Source organism: Streptomyces sp. NPDC048644 (assembly GCF_043199105.1).
GTDB lineage: Bacteria > Actinomycetota > Actinomycetes > Streptomycetales > Streptomycetaceae > Streptomyces.
In genome coordinates, this window is record NZ_JBICVO010000004.1 from 494,847 (window position 1) to 521,841 (window position 26,995).

Below are 26,995 nucleotides of genomic sequence, written 5' to 3' on the forward strand. Positions count from 1 at the left end.
GCGGCCCCCGGAGAACCGGGAGGGCCTGCGAGCGGCCGGTGGAGCCGACGGACGGCTCGGTGGTGCGAAAGCGCTTTTCCAGGACGTCAGGCGCCGGTACGGGCCTTGCCCTCGCCCGCGGGGTCGTCGTCGGACCCCGTGGATTCGCCGGAGCGCTGGGCGCCGATGGTCGCCGCCTCAGCCGCCTCAGCCGCCTCATCGGCCTCGTTCGCCGCCTGGATCTCCGCCTCTACCTGGACCAGCGAGGGGTTGCGCCACGAGCTGCGCACGCCCCAGAAGTAGAAGGCGAGGCCGACCAGCGCGACCACAACGATGTCCCAGCCCGACGGCAGGTAACCCTTGCCGCCGAACTCCTTGCCGCCCATGTACGAGATGAGGGCCATGACCAGCAGGTACGCCACCATCCAGGCGCCGGCCTTGAGGTGCGGGCGCAGCTCGGCCCACGGCTTGCGGCCCTGGGTGAGCGGCTTGCCGATCTCGTACCAGGCCCAGACCGGCAGTCCGACGGCCATGATCAGAATGACCTTGCCGGTGAGCGGCCAGCGGCCCCAGTAGAGCACCAGCGAGCCGAAGACCATCGCGATCGGCGCGATCACCGGCATCACCCGCAGCTTGACCGGCCGCTTGAGGTCGGGCGAAAGCCGGCGCAGCGACATCACGGCGACCGGACCCGTGATGTACGAGATGACGGTCGCGACCGAGACGATCTCGGCGAGCGAGCCCCAGCCGCGGAAGACCGCCAGGAAGAGGAAGGCGATGACGAGGTTGAGCACCAGGGCGGGCCGCGGCACACCCGTCTTCTTGTCGACCTTGCCGAAGATGCCGGGCAGGTGACCGTTCTCCTGGACACCGTGGATCATGCGCGAGGTGGTGGCCGCGTAGATCATGCCGGTGCCGGACGGGGAGATGAAGGCGTCGGCGTAGAGCAGCATCGCCAGCCAGTTCAGGCCCCAGGCGACGGCGAGGTCGGCGAGCGGGGAGTTGTAGCCGAGACCGGCCCAGCCGCCTGCGGCGCCCAGCTTGTCACCCGGGACCGCCATCAGGAAGGCGACCTGGAGCGCGACGTAGATGACCAGCGCGATCACGATGGACCAGATGACGGCCTTGGGCAGCGAGCGGCCCGGGTTACGCGCCTCGCCCGCGAGGTTCAGCGGCGACTGGAAGCCGTTGTAGGCCCAGACGATGCCGGAGACCGCGACGGCGGTGAAGACCGAGCTCCAGCCGTTGGGGGTGAAGCCGCCGTGGTCGGTGATGTTGCTGGTGTCGAAGTGCGCCAGCATCAGCGCGCTCGCGGTCAGGATCGGCACGACGACCTTGAAGACCGTGATGGCCGTGTTGGTCTTCGCGAACAGCGTGATCGCGAACCAGTTCAGGAAGAAGTAGAAGATCAGCAGCACGCTGGCGAGCGCCACGCCGGTGCCCGTCAGCTCCTTGCCGTCGTACAGCCCGTGGGTCCATTCGAAGTCCCAGGAACTCATGTACTGCACGGAGGCGGTGGCCTCACCGGGGATCACCGAGACGATCGCGATCCAGTTGGCCCAGGCAGCGAGGTACCCGGCGAGCGAGCCGTGCGAGTACTGGCCGTACCGGACCATGCCGCCGGCCTTCGGGAACATCGAGCCCAGCTCGGTGTAGGTGAGGGCGATCGTGAGCGCGACAACCGCGCCGATGACCCAGGCGAGGATGGCGGCAGGACCGGCGATGGCGGCAGCCCGCTCGGCCCCGAAGAGCCAGCCGGAGCCGATGATCGATCCGAGACCAGTGGCGGTCAGGGCGATGGTCCCGAGGGACCGACGGTAATTCGAATGCGAGCCCTGCTCCGCAGTCGTGGGTTTCGTCGTGCTCACGTGCTTGGTCTCCTGGTCTTCCCCCGTGCCGTGCACAAACTTCGCCATCGTAAGAGCGAATCAGATGATCGGTTTCCCTTACTCGGCAAAAATTCCCGCTCGACTGAGGGTCTGTGAGTTTTCCCACGGCACGTTTCAGCCGACAGTTCCGTACGAATACGGACATAGCGACCGCATAACTGGCGCAACGAGCAACCCGAAGAGGACAACTCAGGGCCGTGGAATCACCCAGGGCGCAGAGACGCAGCAGGGGCGCGCACGGCCACCGCCACACCGCCCGCCTGCTGGAACCCGCCGGTAACTCCCGCCCCGCTCACGGGCGAACGTCAGAAGTCACCGAAACGCCGACCCAGGGGTCTCCGATGCGACTCCACAGTCACCCCACCGGAAACCCCTCAACGCACCGGCAGGTGATACGTCACCCGATGGCGGTCGGCGAGCGTGACCACGTCCGCCGTCTCCACGGGCCGCCCGCCCGCGCAGTACGTCCGCGAGATGACCAGCACCGCGTGCCCCGGCACCCCGCCCAGCACCATGACCTCTTCCGCGAGGCCGGGTCGCGACCCGACCTCCTCCATGACGTTGTCCACCACGATGTCGATGGCGGCCATCCGCTCGACGACCCCACGGCCGGCCAGCGGCCCCTCCTCGGGCAGCATCACCGGCGTCCGCCCCGTCACCTCCAGGGGCTCCCAGGAGGTGGACAGCATGGTGGGCTCACCCTCCGCACGAAAGACGTAGCGCGTCCGCATCACCCGGGCCCCGCGCTGGATGCGCAGCCGCCCGGCAACGGCGGGGCCGGCCTCCTCCTGGCCGCTGCTGGACTCCCAGCTCCCCTTCACCCGCTCGTCGGTCTGCTCCTGCCGGAACGGCGTGCACGCCGGGCCCGCGTGGTACCCGGCGCGGGCGATACGGCGCGGGACGGGCCGCTCGCGCACGTACGTCCCTGAGCCGGAGCGACCCTCGACGAGCCCCTCGGCCATCAGGACCTTGCGGGCTTCCAGGGCGACCGTGTCCGATACGCCGTACTCCGCGCGGATGCGGGCCTGGGAGGGGAGGCGGGTGTGCGGCGGCAGCACGCCGTCGACGATCTTCTGGCGCAGGTCGCCGGCGACGCGGAGGTACGCGGGCTGCTCACCGAAAGGCACGTGCCCCTCCCAACAGCTTGACAGTCAGCAACAGCGTGGCAACCCCGCGTCGCCACCCGCAAGCTCGGGCCAGAAAAACACCCAAAGTGATGATCCCCAGCTCACCCGGCATACCGATCAAGGAAATGCGTCAGATTCCCCTGCCGCCCCACCCCTTTCCTGCCACGATCGAACAGGCACCGCACCCGCCCCCGCCGCCACTCCGGGCCCGCGAGCAAGGAGCACCCATGCCCCCCGAATCCGCGCCGGACGCCCCTCCCCCACTGGCCGCCATGCCCGAGGACTGGCAGCGCGCCCTTGCGATCGTCGCGCACCCCGACGACCTCGAATACGGCGCAGCCGCCGCCATCGCCGAGTGGACGGCGGCCGGGCGCGAGGTCGGCTACCTCCTGGTGACCCGCGGCGAAGCGGGCATCGACGGCCTCGCGCCTGAGCGGTGCGCCCCGGTGCGCGAGGCCGAACAGCGGGCCGGCGCCGCCCTGGTGGGCGTCGACACCGTCGAATTCCTCGATCACCCCGATGGCGTCATCGAGGCGACCACGGCCCTGCGCCGCGACCTGGCAGCCGCCGTCCGCCGCCACCGCCCCGAACTCCTCATCACCCTCAACCACCACGACACCTGGGGCGGCGTCCAGTGGAACACTCCCGACCACCGGGTCGTCGGCCGCGCCGCCCTGGACGCGGCGGGCGACGCGGGCAACCGCTGGATCTTCCCCGAACTCACCACGGAACAGGGCCTCGCCCCCTGGAACGGCGTCCGCTGGGTGGCCGTGGCGGGCTCCCCCCACCCCACCCACGCCGCCGAAGTGGGCCCCGGCATCGACCGCGCCATCGACTCCCTCGCCGCCCACCGCACCTACATCCAGGGCCTCTCCCCCACCCACCAGGACCCCCGCACCTACGCCCGCGCCTTCCTCACCCCCATGCTCCAGGCCGCCGCGGACCGCCACCGAGGCCGGCCTGCGACGCTCTTCGAGGTCTTTCCACGGTGAACGGGGGCGTCGGGTGATTCCGGCCCGGAACGGCCGGGCTCCCGCCGAAGACGGACGCCAGAACCTCCCATTGTGTACACATGGCACACCCGGTACCTTTGAGTCCATGACACAGACGCCCATAGAGTCCATCCGCGACGTCCGCGCGCACCTGGCCGAGGTCGTCGAGCGCGCCGACCGTGACGACCAGCCCACCGTCATCACGCGACGCGGCAAGGAAGTCGCCGCCGTCGTATCGATCGACGTCCTGCGCAAGTACCAGCAGTGGGAAGAGCGCGAGATGAACCGCATCATCGACGAGCGCATGGCGAACCGCGCGCCCGCAGTCCCGATCGAGGACGTCATGAGGGAGACCCTGGAGCGCAGTGAGTGAGTACCGCACCGTCTTCCGGCCCGAGGCACAGGCCGAACTCCGCAAGATCCCGCGCGACATGGCGCTGCGCATCCTCACCAAGCTGACCGAGCTGGAGAGCGACCCCCTGGGCTTCCACACCACCGCCCTCGTCTCCCAGCCCGAACGCCGCCGTCTACGGGTCGGCGACTACCGCGTGATCTACACCCTCGACAACGGCGAACTGGTGGTGTGGGTCGTCCACATCGGACACCGGTCCACGGTCTACGGCACCTGAGTCCCCCGGCCCGGAGACGGAGAAGCCCGCACCGATCCGCCACGGAAACGACTCAGGGGTCGGCCCCCGAAGGAGCCGACCCCTTCCGACCGGCCCGTTCGCCGGGTCAGGTCGGTGACGTGGTGTGGTGCCATCCGGTCACACGTTGAACCGGAACTCCACCACATCCCCGTCCTGCATCACATACTCCTTGCCCTCCATGCGGGCCTTGCCCACCGAGCGGGCGTCGGCGACCGAGCCGGCTTCCACGAGGTCGGCGAAGGAGATGACCTCGGCCTTGATGAAGCCCTTTTGGAAGTCGGTGTGGATGACGCCGGCGGCCTCGGGGGCGGTGGCGCCCTTCTTGATGGTCCAGGCGCGGGTTTCCTTGGGGCCTGCGGTCAGGTACGTCTGGAGGCCGAGGGTGTTGAAGCCGACGTGGGCGAGGGTGGCGAGGCCGGGCTCTTCCTGGCCGACGGACTGGAGGAGTTCGAGTGCCTCCTCGTCGTCCAGCTCGGCGAGGTCGGCCTCCAGCTTGGCGTTGAGGAAGATGGCCTCGGCGGGGGCGACCAGGGCGCGCTGCTCGTTCTTGAAGTCGTCGTCGGTCAGCTCGTCCTCGTCGACGTTGAAGACGTAGAGGAACGGCTTGGTGGTGAGCAGGTGCAGGTCGCGCAGCAGCTCACCCTTCTCGGACTCCTTGGTGATGCCGGCGGAGAAGAGGGTGTGGCCCTCCTCCAGGATCGCCTTGACCTCTTCGACGGCCTTGACCTGGACGGCCTTGTCCTTCTGGATCCGGGACTCCTTGACCAGGCGCGGCAGCACCTTCTCGATGGTCTGGAGGTCGGCGAGGATCAGCTCGGTGTTGATGGTCTCGATGTCGTCCTTGGGCGAGACCTTGCCGTCGACGTGGACGACGTTCTCGTCCTTGAAGGCGCGGATGACCTGGCAGATCGCGTCGGACTCGCGGATGTTCGCGAGGAACTTGTTGCCCAGGCCCTCCCCCTCGGACGCGCCGCGGACGATGCCCGCGATGTCGACGAAGTCGACGGTGGCGGGGAGGATCTTCTGCGAGCCGAAGATCCCGGCGAGGGTGGCCAGACGGGTGTCCGGGACGCCGACGACGCCGACGTTCGGCTCGATGGTGGCGAACGGGTAGTTGGCCGCCAGCACGTCGTTCTTGGTCAGGGCGTTGAACAGGGTCGACTTGCCGACATTCGGCAGACCGACGATTCCGATCGTGAGCGACACGGTGGCGACTTCCCGGAGCGAGGCGGTGGAGGGCTGACACGGCTCCCGTAGGGGCCGATCCACCAGTCTACGGGGCGGGCGCGGCAGTCCGCCCGGCCCGGTGTATTCCGTCGAACGCGCCGTCCACCTCGGGGAAAGCGCGTGTCCTGAAGCCTGTTAATACCACTTAGCGGCCTACCGTTGGCGAGTGGAGCAACACGAAGCGCGCACCCCCCAGCACCGCCCGCCCGGGAGCAGCAGGTCGCTCACCGGCCAGGATGCCCGGCTCCCCCGCCCCGCGGCGTCCGTGAACGAGCGTCCGGGCGGGCGACCGCGCGGCCGGGAGGACGAACCGCGCGGCGGCCGGGCCGAGGGCTCCGGGGGCGAGCGGGCCGCGCCGGGCTCCGCCGCCGTCCACCGTGCCGGGGTGCGGCGCAGGCCCCCGCTGGCACCGCTGGTCGCCTTTCTGCGCCGGATGCCGGCACCGAAGCTGACCGGCCTGGGCTGCGGGCTGCTCAGCACCCTCACCCTGCTGGCGTTCGCCGCGCTCGACCAGTTCCTCTTCGACGGGGCACAGGCCGTGTACGGCGTGTTCTTCCTGCTGGTCGCGGTGGGTGCGGGCCTGTGGGTACGGCCCTACGACCTGGTGGCGGCGCCGGTCGCGCTGCCGATCGCCTTCACGCTGGGCGCGGTGCCGATCCACCGTGGTTCCGACGGGTTCGGCGGGCTCCTGATGGGGGTCTTCACGGTGCTGGCGCTGAACGCGGGCTGGCTCTACGCGGGCACGCTGGTCTGCGTACTGCTGGTGCTGGTGCGCAAAGTGGTGCTCATCGTCCGGCGTCGGGCCAGCCGACCGGCGACTCGACCGGCGGGACGGCCGCAGGGCCGGCGGCCCGCGGCCGGTCAGGACGCCCCTGCGGGCCGGCCGCGGCAGGCCCGGTCTCCGGAGAACCGTCCGCGTCAGGTGGCCCGCCAGCCCGAGCGGCGTGCGCAGCCATCGCAGCCCCCACAATCCCCGCGTCGTTCTGAAGCTGAGCCGGTACGACCTCGGCGTTGATCCCCTCGATCAGCGGCAGGAACTTCTCCGCCTTGCGGCTCACCCCGCCGCCGATCACGAACAGCTCCGGCGAGAACAGCATCTCCACGTGGGCGAGGTACTTCTGGACGCGGCGCGCCCACCGCGGCCAGCTCAGCTCGCCGTCCTCCTTGGCGCGGGTCGAGGCGCGCTTCTCGGCGTCGTGGCCGTTCAGCTCCAGGTGGCCGAGTTCGGTGTTGGGGATCAGCCGGCCGCCGGTGAAGACGGCGCTGCCGATGCCGGTTCCGAGGGTGAGCACGATGACCGTGCCCCGGCGCCCGCGGCCCGCGCCGTAGCGCATCTCGGCGAGGCCCGCCGCGTCCGCGTCGTTGAGCAGCGTCACCGGGCAGCCGCCGGACTCGCCGCCGAGCCGGCCGGTGAGCAGCGTGGCGGCTTCGGCGTCGATCCAGCCGGCGTCGACGTTGGCGGCGGTACGGGTGACGCCGCCGGTGACCACGCCGGGGAAGGTCGCGCCGACCGGGCCCGTCCAGTCGAAGTGCGCGACGACCTGCCGGACGCAGTCGGCGACCGCGTCCGGGGTGGCCGGCTGCGGTGTCAGCACCTTGTGGCGCGCGTCGGCCAGCTCACCGCGTTCCAGGTCGACCGGGGCGCCCTTGATGCCCGAACCGCCGATGTCCACACCGAAGACCTTCATGGGAAAAGGCTAGGTCCCCGGGCGGTCCGGCACCCATCGGACCGGAGAACCGGCCGTCGCCGCGCCGGCCGGTGTGCCCGTCAGCGTTCGGTGGCCGCCTTGGCCTCGGCGCGCAGATCGCGGCGGAGTTCCTTGGGCAGCGAGAAGGCGATGGACTCCTCGGCGGCGGTGACCGTCTCGACGTCCTCGTAGCCGCGCTCGGCCAGCCAGTCCAGGACGCCGTGCACCAGCACGTCGGGGACGGAGGCGCCGGAGGTGACGCCGACGGTGCCGACGCCCTCCAGCCAGCTCTCGTCGATCTCGTCGGCGTAGTCGACCAGGTGGGCGTCCCTGGCTCCGGCGCCCAGGGCGACCTCGACGAGGCGGACGGAGTTCGAGGAGTTCTTGGAGCCGACGACGATGACGAGGTCGGCGTCGGCGCCCATCTGCTTGACCGCGATCTGGCGGTTCTGGGTGGCGTAGCAGATGTCGTCGCTGGGCGGCGAGAGGAGGTTGGGGTAGCGGCCCTTGAGTGCGTCGACCGTCTCCATCGTCTCGTCGACGGAGAGGGTGGTCTGGGAGAGCCAGACGACCTTGTCCGGGTCGCGGACCTCGACATTGGCCACGTCATCGGGCCCGTCGACGATGGTGATGTGCTCGGGCGCCTCGCCGCTGGTGCCGACGACCTCTTCGTGGCCTTCGTGGCCGATGAGGAGGATGTCGTAGTCCTCCTTGGCGAACCGGACCGCTTCCTTGTGGACCTTGGTGACCAGCGGGCAGGTCGCGTCGATGGTGGCGAGCTTGCCGCGCGCGGCCTCGTCGTGGACGGCCGGGGCGACGCCGTGCGCGGAGAAGATGACGATGTTGCCCTCGGGCACCTCTTCCGTCTCCTCGACGAAGATGGCGCCCTTCTTCTCCAGGGTCTTCACGACGTACTTGTTGTGCACGATTTCGTGGCGCACGTAGACGGGCGCGCCGTACTGCTCAAGGGCTTTCTCGACGGCGATCACGGCGCGGTCGACGCCCGCGCAATAGCCGCGGGGGGCGGCGAGCAGGACACGGCGCTCCGCACGCGGGGCCGGGGCGTTCGAGGTGCTGGCGGGCGACGGTTGGTCACCGTGACGCGGGGCGTCTCCGCTCGGGGCGGTGGCGGGTGACGGGCCGGGCGTAGCAGTCATGCGTCCCATCGTACGGGCGTACCGGGGCTCACAAAGATCTCGGCGGTGGCCCAGACTGAGGGCCGACGCACGGAGGAGGCAGCATGCCGGGCACGATCGGCGAAACCAGCGACGGCGACGGGAAGGGCACCGGGGAGGGCGCGGCGTCCGTCGGGGGCTCCGGCAGCCGGCCCGCGTTGCGGCGCACGCTGACCTTCCGGGATCTGATCGTCTACGGACTGCTGTTCATCGCCCCGATGGCGCCGGTCGGCATCTTCGGCACGCTCCAGGCCAAGTCGCACGGCGCGATCACCCTCGTCTACCTGGTCGCGACCGTCGCGATGGCCTTCACCGCGTACTCGTACGCCCAGATGGTGCGGGTCGCGCCGCAGGCCGGGTCGGTGTACACGTACGCCAGGGTGGGCCTCGGCGAGGGGGCAGGGTTCATCGCCGGGTGGATGGCGATGCTGGACTATCTGCTGATTCCGGCGGTGGCGTATCTGTTCTCCGGGATCGCGATGCACGCGCTGGTGCCGGGGGTGCACCAGTGGGTGTGGACGGCAATCGCCGTGGTGGTGACGACGCTGCTGAACCTGTGGGGCGTGCGGACCGCGGCCGTCGTCGGGTTCGCGGTGCTGGCCATGGAGATCGTGGTGCTCGGCGTGTTCGTGGTGTCGGCGGTCGTGGAGCTGGCGCTGCACGGCGCGCAGCGGGGCTGGGCCGAGCCGCTGACCGGTGAGGGCGCGTTCTCCATGACGGCGGTGCTGGCCGCGGTGTCGGTGGCCGTGCTGTCGTATCTGGGCTTCGACGCCATCGCGGCGTTCGCGGAGGAGGCACGGGGCACGCACGACGGGCAGGCGCGCGGGAAGGGCCGGGGGCTGCGCGGCTCGGACCGGGTGGCGCGGGCGGTGCTCACGTGCCTGGTGGTGGCCGGTGTGCTGTTCGCCGTGCAGACGTACCTGGCGGCGCTGCTGGCTCCGATGACGGCGGCCGAGCTGGCGGCGAAGCCGGGTGAGCAGGGGGACGCGTTCTACGCCACGGTCGATGCGGCGGTGGGCGGCTGGCTGCACGACCTGGTGGCGGTGAGCAAGGCGATCGGCGCGGCCTTCGCGGCGCTGGCGGGGCAGGCGGCGGCCGGCCGGCTGCTGTTCGCGATGGCGCGGGACCGGCGGCTGCCGGGGGCGATGTCGAAGGTGGACGCGGGCAGCGGGGTGCCGCGCCGGGCGCTGCTGGGGGCGGCGGCGGTGACGCTGATCGCGGCGGTGTGGGCGGCCCGCAGGGACGACGGGCTCGACCATCTGTCGTCGATCGTCAACGTCGGTGCGCTGACCGCGTTCGGGCTGCTGCACGCTTCGGTGATCGGCTGGTTCCGGGTCCGCAAGCGGGCCGAGGTGCCGAGCGTGCTGCGGCACGTGGTGGCGCCGGTGCTCGGCCTGGCGGTGGTGGTCGCGGTGATCGTGGAGGCGTCGGAGACGGCGCAGGTCATCGCGGCATGCTGGCTGGTGGTGGGCTTCGTGGTGCTGGCGTTGCAGTACCGGGGCAGGCGGCGGGGGGCGGGGACGGGCGTCTGACGCCGGTCGGCGGGAGCCCGTTGTCAGTACCCGCCGCTACGCTCCTTCCCATGGCTCTCTCCACGTCCCCGGAAGCGCCGATCCCGGTCGGCCAGGTGTCCCGGCTCATCGGCGGCTGGATCGACCGGCTCGGCGCGGTGTGGGTCGAGGGGCAGATCACCCAGCTCTCCCGGCGGCCCGGCGCGGGGGTGGTCTTTCTGACCCTGCGCGATCCGTCGCACGACATCTCGATCAGCGTGACGTGCTACCGCCAGGTCTTCGACCGGGTGTCCGAGGTGGTGGGCGAGGGCGCCCGGGTGGTGGTGCACGCCAAACCGGAGTGGTATGCCCCGCGCGGCCAGCTCTCGCTGCGGGCCGCCGAGATCAAGCCGGTCGGCGTCGGCGAACTCCTCGCGCGCCTGGAGCAGTTGAAGAAGTCCCTGGCCTCGGAGGGGCTCTTCGCCCTCGACCGCAAGCGGACGCTGCCGTTCCTGCCGCAGCTGATCGGCCTGGTCTGCGGCCGGGCGAGCGCCGCCGAGCGTGATGTGCTGGAGAACGCCAGGCACCGCTGGCCCGCCGTCCGCTTCGAGGTGCGCAATGTGCCCGTACAGGGGGTGCACGCGGTCCCGCAGGTGATCGCCGCGGTCCAGGAGCTGGACGCGCTGCCCGAGGTCGACGTGATCATCGTGGCGCGTGGCGGGGGCAGCGTGGAGGACCTGCTGCCGTTCTCCGACGAGCAGCTCGTACGGGCCGTCGGCGCCGCCCGCACCCCCGTCGTCTCGGCGATCGGCCACGAACCTGACACACCGCTCCTCGACCTCGTCGCCGACCTGCGGGCCTCGACCCCCACCGACGCGGCGAAGAAGGTCGTCCCCGACGTCGGCGAGGAGCTGGCCCGCGTCCAGCAGCTGCGCGAGCGGGCGCTGCGGGCGGTCGGCGGTTTCCTGGAGCGGGAGGAGCGCGGTCTGGCCGCGGCGCTGAGCCGGCCGTCGATACGGCATCCGCAGCGGATGGTGGAGGAGCGCGCCGAGCAGGTCGAGGCGCTGGCCGGGCGGGCCCGCCGGACGCTGGGGCACCTGCTGGACCGGGCCGATTCGGAGCTGGCGCACACCCGGGCGCGGGTGGTCGCGCTCTCCCCCAAGGCGACGCTGGAGCGCGGTTACGCCGTCCTCCAGCGGCCTGACGGGACGGCGGTGCGCTCGCCCGACGAGGTCGGCACGGACGAGGAGTTGCGGGCCCGGGTGTCCGAGGGCGAGTTCCGGGTGCGGGTCACGGACACGGCGGGCGTTGTCACACCCGGCCCCTAGGGTCGCGAGCCGGGCAGGACTGTGCGGACACACGCTTAGGGTGGGAGACATGGCGAAGGCGAAGACGGACGAGGTGGCGGGCCCGGAGGTCGGGGCGGCCGGCGCGGAGGCGGAGCCGGAGTCGGTGGACTCCACGCTCGGCTATGAACAGGCGCGGGACGAGCTGATCGAGGTCGTCCGCAGCCTGGAGGCGGGGGGCACGACACTGGAGGAGTCGCTCGCCCTCTGGGAGCGCGGCGAGCGGCTGGCGAAGGTCTGCCGCCGCTGGCTGGACGGCGCCCGCGCCCGGCTGGACGCGTCACTCGCCGAGTCGGATGGCACGGCGGAGGACGAGGCGGACCGCGGGTAGCGGTTCCGACGGCGGGGGTACGGGGCGCCTCCGCTCCTGGGCATCCGGCCATCGAGGCAGCTCAGGCACGTGTGAACGGCATGTGAACCCTCTCACCCTGAGCCCACTTTAGTTGAATTTTAATCTAATTCGGCTACAGTTGACATCACCACCACAGGATCGGCAGACCCTGAACCCCCATCTGACTCACCGAGGTGCTCCACATGTCTCTCGCCCTTGACGCCGCCGCTCAGGACCTCCTGTTCCGCGAGGCCCAGACCGCCAACACGTTCACGGACGAGCCGGTGACGGACGAGCAGGTCCAGGCCATCTACGACCTGGTGAAGTACGCCCCGACCGCGTTCAACCAGTCGCCGCTGCGGATCACCCTGGTCCGTTCCGAAGACGCCCGCGAGCGCCTGGTGGGCCACGCCATGGGCGCCAACGGCCCGAAGACCCTGGCCGCGCCGCTGACCGTGATCCTCTCCGTGGACCTGGACTTCCACGAGAAGCTGCCGCAGCTCTTCCCGCACGCCCCCGGCATCAAGGACGCCTTCTTCTCGGAGGCCACCGCCCGCGAGGCCGCCGGCACCCAGAACGCCACGCTTCAGGCCGGCTACTTCATCCTCGGCATCCGCGCGGCCGGCCTGGCCGCGGGCCCGATGACCGGCTTCGACTTCGCCGGCGTCGACAAGGAGTTCTTCGGCGACGGCAAGCAGAAGTCCTTCCTGGTCATCAACGTCGGCAAGCCCGGCGCCGACGCCTTCTTCCCGCGCTCGCCGCGCCTGGAGTTCGCCGACGCCGCCACCACCGTCTGAGCCACCGCCGTCCGAGCCGCACCCGGCCCGTACGACGCCCGAGGCCGCCGCACCCGTCAGGGATGCGGCGGCCTCGTCCGTTCGCGTCGGGGCGCCCTTCGCGGGGCGGTCAGCCCTTCTTCGCCACCAGGGCGGCGGCCAGGTCGGCGAGCCGGCCGTAGGGCGCGGTGCCGGTGACGACCGTGGTCACCCCCGGCTCCTCGTGCACCAGCGCGTTGTACTTGTCGCCCTTGTAGCGGTCCCACTTCTTGCTGCCGACGGCCTGCTTGCCCTTGACCTTCGTCGCGCCCAGCGTCACGTCCTTGATGAACTTCTCCGCCGGGGCGTCGCTCTGCTCCACCGCCGCGTAGTCCTGCTCCGGGTCGAGCAGCCCCAGATGCCAGGCGCCGCCCTTGCCGTCCTCGGTCGCCTTGTACGAGACGGAGGTGGCGCGCCAGCCCTTGGACAGACCCTCGGGCGCGGCGACCGGGTACGGCGCCGCGCGCCGGGCCGTGGTCACCTCGACGCGGTAGTCGACGGTCTTGACCGCGCTCTTCTCCGCCGAGCCGCTGTCGTCGTGCGGGATGAAGATGTAGATCGCCGCGACGAGCACGCCGATCACCGCCAGCGACAGGACCATGTCCCGTACCGTTTGCCTGCCTCGCATACCTGCCACGCCCCTATCGTCCCCCATGCCCCGGACGTTCAGGACATGACCCCCGGAAAGGCCCCGCGGGCCGGGAACCGGCCGGATCCCGCCGCAGGGAGGTTGCTCATGCGAAGGCCCCCCTGCTCAATCTCGCGGGGTACCGATAAAGTCGTGGTCACCCTCAGGATTGCGGCCGTCGCCGTACAGAAAGGTGCGCTCGATGACCGAGCATCAGCTCCCGTCCCCCCTCGAAGTCAGCCCCGAGGCCCCCGATCGCAACCTCGCCCTGGAGTTGGTCCGGGTCACCGAGGCCGGCGCCATGGCGTCGGGCCGCTGGGTGGGACGAGGTGACAAGAACGGCGCGGACGGTGCGGCGGTCAAGGCCATGCGCGCCCTGATTCACACCGTGTCGATGAACGGCGTGGTGGTCATCGGGGAGGGCGAGAAGGACAACGCCCCGATGCTCTACAACGGCGAGCGGGTCGGTGACGGCACCGGACCCGAGTGCGACGTGGCCGTGGACCCGGTGGACGGCACGACGCTGACCGCCAAGGGCATGGCCAACGCGGTCTCCGTGATGGCCGTCGCCGAGCGCGGCTCCATGTTCGACCCGTCCGCGGTCTTCTACATGGACAAGCTCGCGACCGGCCCCGAGGCCGCCGACTTCGTCGACATCAACGCCCCGGTGGCGGTGAACATCAAGCGCATCGCCAAGGCCAAGCGCTCGGCCGTCGAGGACGTCACCGTCGTCATCCTGGACCGGCCGCGCCACGACGGCCTGGTCAAGGAGGTCCGCGAGGCCGGCGCCCGGATCAAGTTCATCCAGGACGGCGATGTGGCCGGCGCGATCATGGCGGCCCGCGAGGGCACCGGCGTCGACCTGCTGCTCGGCATCGGCGGCACCCCGGAAGGCATCATCGCGGCCTGTGCGCTCAAGTGCCTGGGCGGCGCCCTTCAGGCCAAGCTGTGGCCCAAGGACGACACGGAGCGGCAGCGCGCCCTCGACGCGGGCCACGACCTGGACAAGGTCCTGCAGATCGAGGACCTCGTACGGGGCGACAACGTCTTCTTCGTCGCCACCGGCATCACCGACGGCGACCTGCTGCGCGGCGTCCGCTACCGCGCGGAGACCGCCTACACCCAGTCCCTGGTGATGCGCTCCAAGTCGGGCACCATCCGCCAGATCGACTCGCAGCACCGGCTGTCCAAGCTCCGCGCGTACAGCTCAGTGGACTTCGAGCGCCCCAGCTGACCCTCGCCCGCTCCGGCACGCGAACGCCGGCCCGGCATACGTCTCGCCCCGCCGAAGAGGCTGCCCTCTCCGGCGGGGCGAGCGCCGTGTCGTCATCCGTGCGCCGAGCGCCGCCGCCCGGCCGTCATCCGCGTGTACGAGCCGCTCCGGAACGATCCGCGCGTACGGGCCGCTCCGGGAACGCTCCCGGCTCAGCCGGCCGCCGGTACCGGAGCCGTGCGCTGCAGTTCGGCGTCCCGCCTGCGCCGGCGGGCCAGCACCACGCGCCGCTCGGCCGCCGTCAGCCCGCCCCAGACGCCGTACGGCTCGGGCTGGAGCAGGGCGTGCTCGCGGCATTCGATCATCACGGGACACCGGGCGCAGACCCGCTTCGCGGCCTCTTCCCTGGCCAGCCGCGCGGCGGTCGGCTCCTTGGAGGGCGCGAAGAAGAGCCCGGCTTCGTCCCGACGGCACACCGCCTCCGAATGCCAGGGGCCGGCCTCCTCGCGAGACGGCACCCGCTGGGACGGCACGACAGCGGCGGTCTGCAGGGGCTGATGCGGTAGCAGCACGGTCTACTCCTGACGACGGCTTCGGCGAGCAAATCACCCTTGCCCGTCCCTCTACGCACGGCGTTACGCACCCCGCGGCCGTACGAGAGACGATGCCCCAGCCCTACCCGCTGTACCCACGCTTATGCACACCGTGGCCGTGGGTTGAAAGCCGCTTTCGGCCGTCACGGGCCTGTCGTTCGGGCCTACCGGAAACGGTCTCTGCGTTCCCGCCGGCCGTTCCGCAACTCCGCCTGCCGCTCGCGCCGGTCCTGCCGCTCGGCGCGCAGCCGGTCGCGCAGGTCGCGGATGAGGGCGCCGCGCTTGGGCTTGGCCTCCACGCTGCCCAGGACGGCATAGCCGTTGACCTGCACCACCGGGGCGTCCGCCGCGAGCGCGTCGTTCGTCTCGACCTCGAAGGCGCCCAGCACGCCGGAGCCGTTGCTGCGCAACGTGAGGTTCTCCGGGACGAGGATCTCGACGCTGCCGAAGATCGCGGTGACGTTGATCAGGATCTGCTGCTGCGGGAACAGGGCCTCGGTCAGGTCGATCTCCACGCTGCCGAAGATCGCGGTGACGTTGATGCGGGCCGGGACCTGCCAGCGCCCCTTGCGCTTCGACTCGCTGAAGACCGCGACCAGATTCTGGTCCGGCGGCGGCGTGCCGGCGTACGCACCGGAGCCGGACGGCGGCGGGGACGGCTGCCCGACAGCGGGCAAATCCCGTACCACGGGCTCCAGTTCGCCCATCGTCTTGGCGCGGTAGACGGCGTCGATCCGCTCGGAGTGCTCCTCGGGATCGAGTCGCCCCTCGGCCAGCGCCTCGCGCAGGATCTCGGCGATCCGGTCGCGGTCGGCGTCGGACGCGCGGATCTCCGCGCCGGCGACGGGCTTGACCATGTCCACCGACCGCGGGTCCTGGTGCACCGGCTGCCGGTCCGGGGGGCCGGGCGGGGTCGCGGGGTCCGACCCCGGGTTGTCTGCAGCATCCACGGCCCCAGCCTACCCAAACGCGATACATCGCGACCAGGGATTGACGGTTCCGATCTCGGCGGACCGCCAGGAGGCAGCGGCCCACCCGGGGCGCGGATCAACTGAGCCTTACCTCACCACAGCACCACCCCGCCCGGGTTCTACGCTGTTCTGGTGCTGCCACAGATGCCAGCCATCATCCCTGTCGAGTGAGGAATGCCCGTCATGCCGGAATTCGCCTATACCGACCTGCTCCCCGTAGGTGAGGACAACACCCCGTACCGTCTGGTCACTTCGGAGGGTGTGAGCACCTTCGAGGCCGACGGCCGTACGTTCCTCAAGGTCGAGCCGGAGGCCCTGCGCAAGCTGGCCGCCGAGGCGATGCACGACATCGCGCATTACCTGCGCCCGACGCACCTCGCACAGCTCCGCAAGATCCTGGACGACCCGGAGGCCAGCGCCAACGATCGCTTCGTGGCGCTCGACCTGCTCAAGAACGCCAACATCGCGGCGGCGGGCGTGCTCCCGATGTGCCAGGACACCGGCACCGCCATCGTGATGGGCAAGCGCGGCCAGCAGGTCCTCACCGAGGGCGGCGACGAGGAAGCGCTCTCCCGCGGCATCTTCGACGCGTACACGCAGCTCAACCTGCGTTACTCGCAGATGGCCCCGCTGACGATGTGGGACGAGAAGAACACCGGCTCCAACCTTCCGGCGCAGATCGAGCTGTACGCGACCGACGGCGGCGCCTACAAGTTCCTGTTCATGGCCAAGGGCGGCGGCAGCGCCAACAAGTCCTTCCTCTTCCAGGAGACGAAGGCGGTCCTCAACGAGGGCTCGATGATGAAGTTCCTGGAGCAGAAGATCCGCTCGCTCGGCACGGCCGCCTGCCCGCCGTACCACCTGGCGATCGTCGTCGGCGGCACCAGCGCCGAGTACGCCATGAAGACCGCCAAGTACGCCTCCGCGCACTACCTGGACGAGCTGCCCGCCGAGGGCTCCCCCACCGGCCACGGCTTCCGGGACAAGGAGCTGGAGGAGAAGGTCTTCGAGCTGACCCAGAAGATCGGCATCGGCGCGCAGTTCGGCGGCAAGTACTTCTGCCACGACGTCCGCGTCGTCCGCCTCCCCCGCCACGGCGCGTCCTGCCCGGTCGCCATCGCCGTCTCCTGCTCGGCCGACCGCCAGGCCGTCGCGAAGATCACCGCGGACGGCGTCTTCCTGGAGCAGCTGGAGACCGACCCGGCGCGCTTCCTCCCGGAGACCACCGACGACGAGCTGACCGAGGGCGCGGGCCCCGACCTCGACGCCGTGGCCGTCGACCTCAACCGGCCGATGGACGAGGTGCTCGCCGAGCTGACCCGGCACCCGGTCAAGACCCGCCTCTCCCTCACCGGCACCCTCGTCGTGGCCCGCGACATCGCCCACGCGAAGATCAAGGAACGCCTCGACGCGGGCGAGGAGATGCCGGAGTACCTCAAGAACCACCCGGTGTACTACGCCGGTCCCGCCAAGACCCCCGAGGGCTTCGCCTCCGGCTCCTTCGGGCCGACGACCGCGGGCCGGATGGACGCGTACGTCGAGCAGTTCCAGGCGGCCGGCGGCTCCAAGGTCATGCTCGCCAAGGGCAACCGCTCCCAGCAGGTCACCGACGCCTGCGCCGCCCACGGCGGCTTCTACCTCGGCTCCATCGGCGGCCCGGCGGCCCGCCTCGCCCAGGACTGCATCAAGAAGGTCGAGGTCCTGGAGTACGAGGAGCTGGGCATGGAAGCGGTCTGGCGCATCGAGGTCGAGGACTTCCCGGCCTTCATCGTCGTCGACGACAAGGGCAACGACTTCTTCCAGGACCCCGCCCCGGCCCCGACGTTCACCAGCATTCAGGTGCGTCAGGGGGCGTAGATCCTGTCGGGATTCCCTTCCCGCCCCCCGAGAAATACCTCCACGGCACACGGCCCTCACCCCTATCGGACGGGTGGGGGCCGTGTCCCTTTTTTCGCTCTTCTCCCCGGGCGTCAATTCCGACAAATCTCCGCCGATACGGGCTCGTTGCGCTTACCGCTGGGGCAAATGCCGTGCGGTCACGGCAGATTCGCGGACCAAAAGAACGTCATGTTAGCCTCGGGCGTCTCGATCGATCACCATGCCGCTAGGAGTACGCGTGCCCGGTTCGGGGGAATTCACGGTCGATGTCGAGGAGTTGGGGAGCCTGAGCACCCGGCTCGACCGGTGCACGGAATCCATGAAGCATGCCGGCAGTGATCTGCGCAGCGCTTCGGTCGGCGACCTCGGGAACGGTCAGATCGACAAGGCGGGGGCCCAGTTCAAGAGTTCCTGGGAATACGGCATATCCCAGATCGCCGAGATCACCGACGCCATTCGGCAGGGGCTCCAGGTCACGGCGCGCGCGTACAACGACACGGACAGCGCCATTTCGCAGGCGTTCGCCAAGGGGCATCAGGGTGGCGGATCCTCGGGAAAAGACGCCCAGGCGAGCCCCTTCGGGTAACGCGACCTTTCTCGGCACGGAGGCCGGAGTTCCTGGAATTCTGACCCGCCGGGACAGCGAAAATTTTTCGGTTCAAAGGCAATCAGGGGTGGGCCAGGAATGTCGCTCGGCGAGCAGCTGTGGGGCTACGGCGGCGGAGATCCGTACGAGGACAACGGGCATTTCTCGGGGCTGCAGTTCAACCCCGCACCCGGGGTTCCGCAGGCGGTCAACGACCTCGTCGGGGATCTGAGCCGCGCGCACAAGAACCTCACCAGCGCGTCGGACACGATGCGCGGCATCAACGACGGTTCCTGCTGGACGGGCGAGGCGGCGGAAGGCTTCCGCGCCAAGACCGGAACCCTGCCGAAGCTGCTGGACACCGCCGGGAAGAGCTTCGAGAAGGCGCACGGGGCGCTGAACTCCTGGCACTCCGACCTGGGCACGTTGCAGGCGAAGGCGAGCTCGTACGAGAGCGAGGCCAAGGCTGCCCGTAAGCGGGCCGAGAAGGCCGAGAGCGACCCCGATCTGGATATTTTCCGCGACGGTGGCATCGGAATGACCGATGACCAGCTGGAAGTGGCGAAGACGCGCTACTCGAACGCCGTCGCCGAGATGAACGCGGCGCGGTCGCAGCTCGCCGGGATCATCAAGCGTGCGGAGACGCTGCGTTCGCAGCACGAGGAATTGGCCGCGGCGGCAGCGTCCGCGCTTTCGGACGCCGGGGAACAGGCCCCCGACAAGCCGGGCATGTTCGACAGTCTGCTCAACGGCCTGAAGGATCTGGCGAAGGGAATCGCCGATCTCTCCCGGGATATCGGGCAGTGGGTCAAGGAGCATGCGAATGCGATTGCGGCGATCGGGGACGTCTTCGCGACCATCAGCACCGTGACGGGGCTGATCGGGATGGTATTCCCGCCCTCAGAAATCGTCATGGGCCCGGTGTCCGCCGCGACTTCGGGCGCCGCACTCGCGTTGCATCTCACCGCCAGGGCGGCCGGAGGTGAGGGAGTGGTCAGCGACAGAACCCTCGCCGAGGACGGGCTTGGCCTCGTCTCATTCGGGATGGGCAAAGCTGCGGCGCGGGTGGAGAAACTCGGCGAGGGAGCCGTGGCCGGCAAGATGATCAGCGATATCGGCGACACAGCGGGTAAGGCCGGGACCGGCATGACCGGCTGGGACTGGGTGAAGGACCAGACGGGCCTCGGCTACTTCCTCCCTGACAACAAGAAGGAGGCCGCCGTGGTGGGCGGATCCATGTTGATCGGTGGCCCGCTGGGGCCTGTAGTGGGCCTGGGAATGGCGTTCGATCATGCATGGAAGAAGGGCAGCGAGAAGGACGCAGCCGCGGCAGAGCAAGCGGCCGGCTGAGCGGGGACGAGTACATGAAAATCGCGCTCATTCTCCTGCTCATCGCTGCCGCCTTCCTCGCCGTGCTGGCCATCGTGATCAGCAGCTACGGCGACATCATCGGAACGGCAGCGCAGCGCCGCAAACGCTGTGAAGAAATACTGCGCTCCTTCGACGGGCGCCCGGAAGTCAAGGTCCGGGTCACCGGAACCGGAATGTCCCCCCACGAAACAGCTCTGCTCGGCAGCCGGTACGGCTACGCTGCCTCCCGCTGGGAGACCCGTCGCGGACAGCCCAGGTACCTCATCATGCACAAAGTCACCGCGAGCCAACCGCCCGCCGGTTACGGCCCGACGCCCTGGTATCCGCCGCCCGCAGGATCCGGATACGCACCGCCGGCGAACCGGCCCCTTTCGCAGGCCCCCGACCCCCGTGGGAGGTCACGACAGATCGGTGCCCTCGTGGCGCTGGGCATCGGTCTCGGTGCTGCGGCCATCAGCAATTACCGTTCCGGCGGCGCGTACGTTCTGGGAGCCGTGGCGGCGGTCGTGTTCCTCGGCGCCGCGGCGGCAGTCGCCTGGTTCACGTCGCCCGGCCGCCAGCGGGGGACTCCACCACTGCCGGGCGGGAGTCCCGCATCCGGCCCTCAGCAAGCGCCCCCGCCCCCCGTAGACGGTCCCCACGGTCCGCCGCCGGACGGACGGACAGGGCAGTAACCCCCCAGCGAGCATGGTGAATTCAATGAGTGCGGTGCACGTCGCCTTCGACATCCCGTCGGTCTTTCGGGAGACCACCCCCGGCCTGGACACCCAGCGGGCGCATGCCGAGGTCATGGCGCATGCGGATGCTCAAGGGGGCAGCGACCTTCCCGCGGAGCGCATCGATCAGATGGTCGCCGAGTACGAGAAGAACTCCGCGATGCTGGCTGCGGCCGGAGTCCGCTACTCCGCCACCTGCTTCGGCCAGTTCGACGATGAATGGTCCATGGGGACCTTGACCATCGGGATGACGCCGCTCGCCTACCGCGACACCGAGATCGCCGTAGCCGGCATGACCAAGATCTTCGCCGCCAAGCACGGGCCGAACGCCGAGGTCAGCTCCCTCCCGCTGCCCTGTGGCCTGGCGACCCTGGTCATCCAGCAGCCGACGGCCCTGCGCATGCCCGCCGAGTTCACCGCTTCCGGTGAGGACGTCCCCATCGACGTCGCCCAGTTGCAGGCGTTCATCCCCGTGCCGCAGAGCGCCGTTCCCGGTGCGCAGACGCTGGTCACGGTGACGTTCAGCACGCCGAGCACCGACCACTGGGCGGACTACTGCGAGCTGCTGGTTCCGTTTCTGCAGAGCCTGCGCTTCCTGCCGGACGGGGACGCCGGCCAGGAGCCAGGTGACCGGGACGGCGCCACGACGCGGGACGGTGGTGCGTACGCGCCCGTCGAGGTCCCGGCGCCGCTTTCGGCCACGGGCGGCCCGGCGCTCACGTCCTTCGGCTGATCCGTCCCGTACACAGAACGGTGCCCCTCCCGCGCGACGCAGGTGGGGCACCGTTCGTGATCCCGCGGGAACCGGCTCAGGACTGCGGCCGGCTGCCGTGGTTGGCACCGTTCTTGCGGCGTGCCTTCTTCTTACGGCGTCGCTTCGACGACATGCCATCTCCCTTCACCGAGGTGCTTTTGGACGAGTTTCCACCCTTACATACCGGTGGCAGGATCGACGACCCCGGGTCGGTGCGCTGAAGGCATCTGCCTCGCTCGGGCCGCCTGCCCCGCGTGCCCGGTCCGTATGCACCGGACGCATGCCGTCTTCCGCCCGCCCGGCCGCCTGCCTACGCTCGGGTGGTCGGGGAGGCCCGCGGGGTGCAGGGAGAAACCGTGCCACAGGAGCGACGCGAGGGACCTGAGCGGCGGGAGGGCGGACAGCCACGGGGTGGCGGGCCGGAGCCGGCCCCGGGGTTGCGGCGCGATGCCATCGGGCTGCGGGACGTGCTGTTCCAGAGCGTGACGTCGATGGCGCCCGCAGCGGCCGTCGCCGTGTCCATTCCGGCCGGTGCCGCCTTCGCGGGCGGCGCGCTGCCGCTGTCCGTGCTGATCGCCCTGGTGGCGTGCCTGTTCACGGCCTCGTCCGTAGCCGAGCTGGCCCGGCACCTGCCGTCCGCGGGGTCGGTGGCCACCTACAGCGCCCAGGGCCTGCACCCCGTCGTCGGCTTCCTGGTGGCCTGGGCGTATCTGCTCGTCGAGGCGCTGGTGCCGGCGCTGCTCCTGCTCCAGCTGGGCTTCACGGTCGCCGACACCCTGCATCAGGAGTGGCCCGGGTATCCGGCGGGCCTGTGGTGGCCGTGGGCGGTCGGCGGCGCGGTGCTGATCGCCGTGACGGGCTTCTACGGAATACGGGCCTCCGCCCGCCTCGGCACCGTGCTCGGCGTCTTCGAGGTGCTGGTCTTCGTGGTCCTCGCCGTCCTGCTGATCGTGAGCGCGGGCGGTCACAACACCCTCTCGGTGTTCGGCACTTCGCACACCCCGGCGGCCCACGAGGGCATCGGCGGCGTCATCGCGGGTTCGGTCTACACGGTGCTGGCCTTCGCCGGGTTCGAGGCGGCGGCGCCGCTCGCCGAGGAGGCCCGCGATCCGCGCCGTACGCTGCGCCGCGCGGTGCTCGGTGCGGCGCTCTCGATCGGGCTGCTGTTCGTCCTGACGACGTACGCCATCACCGTCCACTACGGGCCGGACGCGTTCGCCGGGTTCGGCGCGTCCGGTGCCGCCTCCTGGGACGGCGTGGCGCGTGCCTCGTTCGGCATCTTCTGGGTCCTGATCTTCCTTGCGGTGGTCAACTCCACCGTCGCCAACGCCAACGCGGCCACCAACGCCTCCACCCGCACCGCCTTCGCGCTGGGCCGGGCCGGTGTCTTCCCGCGCGCCTTCACGCGCGTGCACCCCGTGCACAGGTCGCCGGTGGTGGGACTGCTCGTCCAGTTCGCCGTGGCGCTGGGCGCGGCCATCGGACTCGGCCTCGCGTTCGGCCCGAACACCGCGTTCCTGCTGCTCGCCACCCTCGTGGTGACCGCGATCATCTCCGTCTACCTGCTCACCAACCTCGCCTGCGCCGGCTACTTCCTGCGCCGCCGCCGTGCCGAGTTCCGCCCCGTCCGGCACCTCCTCTTCCCGGCCCTCGGCATCGCGGCCTTCACCCCCGCGCTGCTCACCGCCGCCGGCATCCCGGCCTTCTCCTTCGTCACGGAACTCACCGCGCCCGTCTCGTACGCGGGCCCGGCCGCCGCGGTGTGGATGCTGGCCGGGCTCGCCGTCGTCGCCTTCCTCCGGCGCCGGCACCCTGACCGGCTCGCGGCGACCGGCCTCATCCACCTCGACGCGCCGTCCGGCACCGGCCCCGGCACGGCCCCCACCACCGCTCCGCCGCCCCGTCCCGCCACCTCACTCGACCAGGAGTCACCATGACCGACCCGGCATCCGATCCCCGCATCCTCACCGTCAGGCCCGGTGACCACGACTACGCCTGGACGTTCGGCGGCGCCGCCCCGGTGGCGCGCATCGCCCCCGGCACGGTCATCGACGTCTTCACCGAGGACTGTTTCGGCGGCCGGGTGCGGTCGGAGCGGGACCTGGTCTCGCAGGTCTGCGAGTTCCCGTTCGTCAATCCGCAGACGGGCCCCTTCCACGTCGAGGGCGCGGAGCCCGGCGACACCCTGGCGGTGCACTTCGTCTCCATCGAGCCCCGCAGGGACTGGGCGGCGTCGACGACCGTGCCGCTCTTCGGGGCGCTGACCGCCACCCACGCCACCGCGGCGCTGCACCCTCCGCTCCCGGAGGCGGTGTGGATCTGGCAGCTGGACCGCGCCCGGCGGCTGTGCCACTTCAGCGCCAGGGACAGCGACGTGGCGCTGACGCTGCCGATGGATCCGATGCACGGCACGGTCGGGGTGGCGCCTGCCAACCTGGAGGTGCGCTCGGCGCTCGTCCCGGATGCGCACGGCGGCAACATGGACACACCGGAGATGCGCGCGGGTGTCACCTGCTACCTGGGCGTGAACGTCGAAGGGGCGCTGTTCAGCCTGGGTGACGGGCATGCCCGCCAGGGTGAGGGCGAGACCTGCGGTGTCGCCGTGGAGACCGCCATGCACAGCGTCGTGATCGTGGAGCTGCTGAAGGGCGTCGCCACACCGTGGCCGCGTCTTGAGTCGGACACCCACCTCATCTCGACGGGCTCCGCGCGCCCCCTGGAGGACGCGTTCCGCATCTCCCAGCTGGACCTGGTGCAGTGGCTGGCCCGCGACTTCGGCCTGAGCGAACTGGACGCCTACCAAGTCGTCACACAGGCGGTCGAATCGCCGCTCGCCAACGTCTGCGACAGCAACTACACCTGTATCGCCAAGATCCGCAAGGAGTGGCTGCCGCCCGCCGACGTGCACGGCGGCCTGCACGGCGAACTCCGGAGGCGGGCGGCGGCGCTCGGCTGACCCGCCGACGGCTGCCGCGCCGCAGGAACACGGGGGACGCACGGCCTATCGTATGAGCCATGTCCGCCCCTGAGTTGATCCGCATCGTCTCCCGTGACTCGCCGATGGCGCTCGCCCAGGTGGAGCGCGTACGCGCCGAACTGGCCGCGCTCCACCCGCACCTGAGCACCGAAGTGGTCCCGGTCAAAACCACCGGTGACAAGTGGATGGGCGACCTCTCCCTGGTGGAGGGCAAGGGGGCGTTCACCAAGGAGGTGGATGCCGCGCTGCTGGCCGGTGACGCGGACCTCGCGGTGCACTGCGTCAAGGACGTCCCGGCCGACCGGCCGCTGCCCGCGGGGACGACGTTCGCCGCGTTCCTCCGCCGCGACGACGTCCGCGACGCGCTCATCCACCCCGGTGGCCGCACCCTCGACCAGCTCCCCGCCGGCACCCGTATCGGCACCTCATCGGTGCGCCGCAGGGCCCAACTCGCCGCCTCGCACCCGCATCTGGAGTGCGTGCCGATGCGCGGCAACGCCAACCGCCGGATGGAGAAGCTGGCCGCGGGCGACGCCGACGCGCTGCTCCTCGCCGTCTCCGGTCTGGAGCGCATCGGCCGCGAGGACGTCATCACGGAGGTGCTGTCCACCGAGGTGATGTGCCCGCCGATCGGCGCCGGGATCCTGGCCCTCCAGTGCCGCGAGGGCGACACCGACCTCATCGGCACCATCAGCACCCTCGGTGACCCCGCCGCCCACCGCGAGGCCACCGCCGAGCGGATGTTCCTGCACGTCCTCCAGGGGCACTGCAACTCCCCCATCGCCGGGTACGCCCGCTCCGAGCGCAGCGGCGAACTCTCCCTGCGTGCCTGTGTCTTCACCCCCGACGGCAAGACCGTGCTCAACGCCCACGAATGGGCGGGCCGCCTCGATCCGGCGACCCTGGGCACGTCGGTGGCGGTCGCCCTGCTCCGCCAGGGTGCCCGCGAACTGATCGACGGCATCGGGCACTGACCGGCCGCGGGCACCGGAGCTTCCGGCCGGCCGGGGCACGGGCCGGCCGCGGCGACGGCCCGTGCGCCCCCTATGCGCCCCGGCCCGTTCCCCGGATCGGGTTATTACCGGCGGTATTTACCCGTTGGCAGTTCGTATCGGGAACACGCTTCGGCTGCGAGACGCTGAGCAAGCAGGAGGTGGCCGACATGGGCGAGCGTCAGGACGGCACGAGGAACGGCGAACAGGTGAGCGACGGCGCGGAGTACCGCACCGAACACGACTCCATGGGTGAGGTGCGGGTGCCCGCGCACGCGAAGTGGCGGGCGCAGACCCAGCGGGCGGTGGAGAACTTCCCGATCTCCGGGCAGCGGATCGAGCGGGCGCACATCGAGGCGCTGGCGCGGATCAAAGCGGCGGCGGCCAAGGTCAACGCCGAGCTGGGAGTGCTCGACAAGGAAGTGGCCGAGGGTATCCAGGAGGCGGCAGGAGAGGTCGCCGACGGCCGGTGGGACGCGCACTTCCCCATCGACGTCTTCCAGACCGGATCCGGCACCTCGTCGAACATGAACACCAACGAGGTCATCGCGACGCTGGCGAGCGAGCGGCTGGGGCGGGACGTCCACCCGAACGATCACGTCAACGCCAGCCAGTCGTCGAACGATGTGTTCCCCTCGTCGATCCACATCGCGGCGACGGCGGCGGTCACCCGGGATCTGATCCCGGCGCTGGAACACCTCGCGGCCTCTCTGGAGCGCAAGTCCGCCGAGTTCGCCGAGGTGGTGAAGTCGGGGCGTACCCACCTGATGGACGCCACGCCCGTGACCCTCGGGCAGGAGTTCGGCGGGTACGCCGCGCAGGTGAGGTATGGCGTCGAGCGGCTGCGCGCCTCGCTGCCGCGGCTGGCCGAACTGCCGTTGGGCGGCACGGCGGTGGGGACGGGCATCAACACCCCGCCCGGGTTCTCAGCCGCGGTGATCGCCGAGGTGGCGCGGGCGACGCGGCTGCCGCTCACGGAGGCGCGCAATCACTTCGAGGCCCAGGGCGCCCGTGACGGCATCGTGGAGACCAGCGGGCAGCTGCGGACGATCGGCATCGGGCTGACGAAGATCGCCAACGACCTGCGGTGGATGGCGTCGGGGCCGCGCACCGGCCTCGCGGAGATCGCGCTGCCGGATCTCCAGCCGGGCTCCTCGATCATGCCGGGCAAGGTCAACCCGGTGATCCCGGAAGCCGTGTTGATGGTCGCCGCGCAGGTCACCGGCAATGACGCGACGGTCGCCGCGGCCGGCGCGGCCGGCAACTTCGAGCTGAACGTCATGCTGCCGGTGATCGCCAGGAACGTCCTGGAGTCGGTCCGGCTGCTGGCCAACGTGGCGCGGCTGCTGGCCGACCGCACGATCGACGGCATCACCGCCAACGCCGAACGGGCCCGGGAATACGCCGAGTCGTCGCCTTCGGTGGTCACCCCGCTCAACAAGTACCTCGGCTACGAGGAGGCGGCGAAGGTGGCTAAGCGGGCGCTGGCGGAGCGGAAGACCATCCGCCAGGTGGTCATCGAGGGTGGTTTTGTCGAGCGCGGACTGCTGACCGAAGAGCAGCTTGACCAGGCATTGGATGTGCTGCGGATGACGCGTCCCTGACGG

General features: G+C 70.6%; 25 protein-coding genes and 1 pseudogene. 17 read left to right on the forward strand and 9 right to left on the reverse strand.

From position 1 onward, the window contains the following. Nucleotides 1-86: 86 nt before the first annotated feature. Both ACGFNI_RS11835 and ACGFNI_RS11840 read right to left on the reverse strand, forming a co-directional pair. Nucleotides 87-1,847 carry an APC family permease gene (locus ACGFNI_RS11835; RefSeq protein WP_393682845.1) on the reverse strand — a complete coding sequence of 587 codons (1,761 nt, stop codon included), beginning with the start codon at nucleotides 1,845-1,847 and terminating at the stop codon, nucleotides 87-89. Between the two features lie 395 nt (nucleotides 1,848-2,242). Beyond that, a complete protein-coding gene (locus tag ACGFNI_RS11840) occupies nucleotides 2,243-2,995 on the reverse strand; it encodes a GntR family transcriptional regulator (protein WP_393682847.1) in 753 nt (250 codons plus the stop codon). Nucleotides 2,996-3,222: 227 nt separating this feature from the next. Between ACGFNI_RS11840 and ACGFNI_RS11845 the strand changes: the two genes are divergently transcribed. The 3 genes from ACGFNI_RS11845 to ACGFNI_RS11855 all read left to right on the forward strand — a co-directional run bounded on the left by ACGFNI_RS11845 (nucleotide 3,223) and on the right by ACGFNI_RS11855 (nucleotide 4,616). Then, a complete protein-coding gene (locus ACGFNI_RS11845; RefSeq protein WP_393682849.1) occupies nucleotides 3,223-3,987 on the forward strand; it encodes a PIG-L deacetylase family protein in 765 nt (254 codons plus the stop codon). A 106-nt stretch (nucleotides 3,988-4,093) separates the two neighbouring features. After that, nucleotides 4,094-4,360 (forward strand): type II toxin-antitoxin system Phd/YefM family antitoxin, encoded by a 267-nt coding sequence (locus ACGFNI_RS11850; protein ID WP_393682851.1) that lies wholly within the window; start codon nucleotides 4,094-4,096, stop codon nucleotides 4,358-4,360. Continuing rightward, on the forward strand, nucleotides 4,353-4,616 hold the full coding sequence (locus ACGFNI_RS11855; RefSeq protein WP_393682853.1) for a type II toxin-antitoxin system RelE/ParE family toxin: 264 nt from the start codon (nucleotides 4,353-4,355) through the stop codon (nucleotides 4,614-4,616). The genes ACGFNI_RS11850 and ACGFNI_RS11855 overlap by 8 nt, the downstream gene beginning before the upstream one ends. 138 nt (nucleotides 4,617-4,754) lie before the next feature. Here the strand turns inward: ACGFNI_RS11855 and ychF are convergent, their stop codons facing one another. After that, a complete protein-coding gene (gene ychF, locus ACGFNI_RS11860; RefSeq protein ID WP_393682856.1) occupies nucleotides 4,755-5,843 on the reverse strand; it encodes a redox-regulated ATPase YchF in 1,089 nt (362 codons plus the stop codon). 454 nt (nucleotides 5,844-6,297) lie between these two features. Here ychF and ACGFNI_RS11865 point away from each other — a divergent pair, with 454 nt between their 5' ends. Then, nucleotides 6,298-6,879, forward strand: a complete 582-nt coding sequence (locus tag ACGFNI_RS11865; RefSeq protein ID WP_393683049.1) for a DUF6542 domain-containing protein — start codon at nucleotides 6,298-6,300, stop codon at nucleotides 6,877-6,879. Here the strand turns inward: ACGFNI_RS11865 and ppgK are convergent. Both ppgK and ACGFNI_RS11875 read right to left on the reverse strand, forming a co-directional pair. Then, a pseudogene (gene ppgK / locus ACGFNI_RS11870) lies at nucleotides 6,812-7,552 on the reverse strand (polyphosphate--glucose phosphotransferase); the annotation flags it as partial. The gene ACGFNI_RS11865 and the pseudogene ppgK sit on opposite strands and share 68 nt — an antisense overlap. Before the next feature lie 80 nt (nucleotides 7,553-7,632). Further along, nucleotides 7,633-8,709: a 4-hydroxy-3-methylbut-2-enyl diphosphate reductase gene (locus ACGFNI_RS11875; protein ID WP_393682858.1), complete on the reverse strand. Its 1,077-nt coding sequence runs from the start codon at nucleotides 8,707-8,709 to the stop codon at nucleotides 7,633-7,635. Nucleotides 8,710-8,792: 83 nt separating this feature from the next. Here ACGFNI_RS11875 and ACGFNI_RS11880 point away from each other — a divergent pair, with 83 nt between their 5' ends. From ACGFNI_RS11880 to ACGFNI_RS11895, 4 genes are all read left to right on the forward strand, one after another. After that, nucleotides 8,793-10,259, forward strand: a complete 1,467-nt coding sequence (locus ACGFNI_RS11880; RefSeq protein WP_393682859.1) for an APC family permease — start codon at nucleotides 8,793-8,795, stop codon at nucleotides 10,257-10,259. Nucleotides 10,260-10,309: 50 nt separating this feature from the next. Continuing rightward, nucleotides 10,310-11,545 (forward strand): exodeoxyribonuclease VII large subunit, encoded by a 1,236-nt coding sequence (gene xseA, locus ACGFNI_RS11885; RefSeq protein ID WP_393682861.1) that lies wholly within the window; start codon nucleotides 10,310-10,312, stop codon nucleotides 11,543-11,545. A 49-nt stretch (nucleotides 11,546-11,594) separates the two neighbouring features. Next, nucleotides 11,595-11,894, forward strand: coding sequence for an exodeoxyribonuclease VII small subunit (locus ACGFNI_RS11890; RefSeq protein WP_393682863.1), 300 nt, complete (start codon nucleotides 11,595-11,597; stop codon nucleotides 11,892-11,894). Between the two features lie 203 nt (nucleotides 11,895-12,097). Continuing rightward, nucleotides 12,098-12,691, forward strand: coding sequence for a malonic semialdehyde reductase (locus tag ACGFNI_RS11895; protein ID WP_393682864.1), 594 nt, complete (start codon nucleotides 12,098-12,100; stop codon nucleotides 12,689-12,691). 109 nt (nucleotides 12,692-12,800) lie between these two features. On the opposite strand, the gene ACGFNI_RS11900 is transcribed toward ACGFNI_RS11895, so the two are convergent. Continuing rightward, nucleotides 12,801-13,337 (reverse strand): DUF4245 domain-containing protein, encoded by a 537-nt coding sequence (locus tag ACGFNI_RS11900; RefSeq protein WP_393683051.1) that lies wholly within the window; start codon nucleotides 13,335-13,337, stop codon nucleotides 12,801-12,803. Between the two features lie 202 nt (nucleotides 13,338-13,539). On the opposite strand from ACGFNI_RS11900, the gene glpX reads away from it, so the two are divergent. Then, nucleotides 13,540-14,571, forward strand: coding sequence for a class II fructose-bisphosphatase (gene glpX, locus ACGFNI_RS11905; protein ID WP_393682866.1), 1,032 nt, complete (start codon nucleotides 13,540-13,542; stop codon nucleotides 14,569-14,571). Nucleotides 14,572-14,762: 191 nt separating this feature from the next. On the opposite strand, the gene ACGFNI_RS11910 is transcribed toward glpX, so the two are convergent. Both ACGFNI_RS11910 and ACGFNI_RS11915 read right to left on the reverse strand, forming a co-directional pair. Continuing rightward, nucleotides 14,763-15,122 (reverse strand): WhiB family transcriptional regulator, encoded by a 360-nt coding sequence (locus tag ACGFNI_RS11910; protein WP_393682868.1) that lies wholly within the window; start codon nucleotides 15,120-15,122, stop codon nucleotides 14,763-14,765. A gap of 185 nt (nucleotides 15,123-15,307) precedes the next feature. Beyond that, a complete protein-coding gene (locus ACGFNI_RS11915) occupies nucleotides 15,308-16,093 on the reverse strand; it encodes a DUF1707 domain-containing protein (RefSeq protein WP_393682869.1) in 786 nt (261 codons plus the stop codon). A gap of 204 nt (nucleotides 16,094-16,297) precedes the next feature. Here ACGFNI_RS11915 and ACGFNI_RS11920 point away from each other — a divergent pair, with 204 nt between their 5' ends. The 4 genes from ACGFNI_RS11920 (at nucleotide 16,298) to ACGFNI_RS11935 (ending at nucleotide 21,398) form a co-directional block, all read left to right on the forward strand. Beyond that, nucleotides 16,298-17,971 (forward strand): fumarate hydratase, encoded by a 1,674-nt coding sequence (locus ACGFNI_RS11920; RefSeq protein ID WP_393682870.1) that lies wholly within the window; start codon nucleotides 16,298-16,300, stop codon nucleotides 17,969-17,971. A 259-nt stretch (nucleotides 17,972-18,230) separates the two neighbouring features. Next, nucleotides 18,231-18,578 (forward strand): WXG100 family type VII secretion target, encoded by a 348-nt coding sequence (locus tag ACGFNI_RS11925; protein WP_393682871.1) that lies wholly within the window; start codon nucleotides 18,231-18,233, stop codon nucleotides 18,576-18,578. A 99-nt stretch (nucleotides 18,579-18,677) separates the two neighbouring features. Beyond that, a complete protein-coding gene (locus tag ACGFNI_RS11930) occupies nucleotides 18,678-19,928 on the forward strand; it encodes a putative T7SS-secreted protein (RefSeq protein ID WP_393682873.1) in 1,251 nt (416 codons plus the stop codon). A 720-nt stretch (nucleotides 19,929-20,648) separates the two neighbouring features. Next, entirely contained in the window at nucleotides 20,649-21,398 is a 750-nt protein-coding gene (locus ACGFNI_RS11935; protein WP_393682874.1) for a hypothetical protein, read from the forward strand. Between the two features lie 76 nt (nucleotides 21,399-21,474). Here ACGFNI_RS11935 and ACGFNI_RS11940 read toward each other — a convergent pair whose 3' ends face one another. Next, nucleotides 21,475-21,552 (reverse strand): 50S ribosomal protein bL37, encoded by a 78-nt coding sequence (locus ACGFNI_RS11940; protein ID WP_370443954.1) that lies wholly within the window; start codon nucleotides 21,550-21,552, stop codon nucleotides 21,475-21,477. Between the two features lie 223 nt (nucleotides 21,553-21,775). Between ACGFNI_RS11940 and ACGFNI_RS11945 the strand changes: the two genes are divergently transcribed. From ACGFNI_RS11945 to ACGFNI_RS11960, 4 genes are all read left to right on the forward strand, one after another. Beyond that, nucleotides 21,776-23,356: an APC family permease gene (locus ACGFNI_RS11945; protein WP_393682875.1), complete on the forward strand. Its 1,581-nt coding sequence runs from the start codon at nucleotides 21,776-21,778 to the stop codon at nucleotides 23,354-23,356. Then, nucleotides 23,353-24,375 carry an acetamidase/formamidase family protein gene (locus ACGFNI_RS11950; RefSeq protein ID WP_393682877.1) on the forward strand — a complete coding sequence of 341 codons (1,023 nt, stop codon included), beginning with the start codon at nucleotides 23,353-23,355 and terminating at the stop codon, nucleotides 24,373-24,375. The genes ACGFNI_RS11945 and ACGFNI_RS11950 overlap by 4 nt, the downstream gene beginning before the upstream one ends. A gap of 59 nt (nucleotides 24,376-24,434) precedes the next feature. Continuing rightward, complete coding sequence (hemC, locus tag ACGFNI_RS11955; RefSeq protein ID WP_393682879.1) at nucleotides 24,435-25,370, forward strand: hydroxymethylbilane synthase; 936 nt, start codon at nucleotides 24,435-24,437, stop codon at nucleotides 25,368-25,370. A gap of 188 nt (nucleotides 25,371-25,558) precedes the next feature. Beyond that, entirely contained in the window at nucleotides 25,559-26,992 is a 1,434-nt protein-coding gene (locus tag ACGFNI_RS11960) for a class II fumarate hydratase (RefSeq protein ID WP_393682881.1), read from the forward strand. Nucleotides 26,993-26,995: the final 3 nt, after the last annotated feature.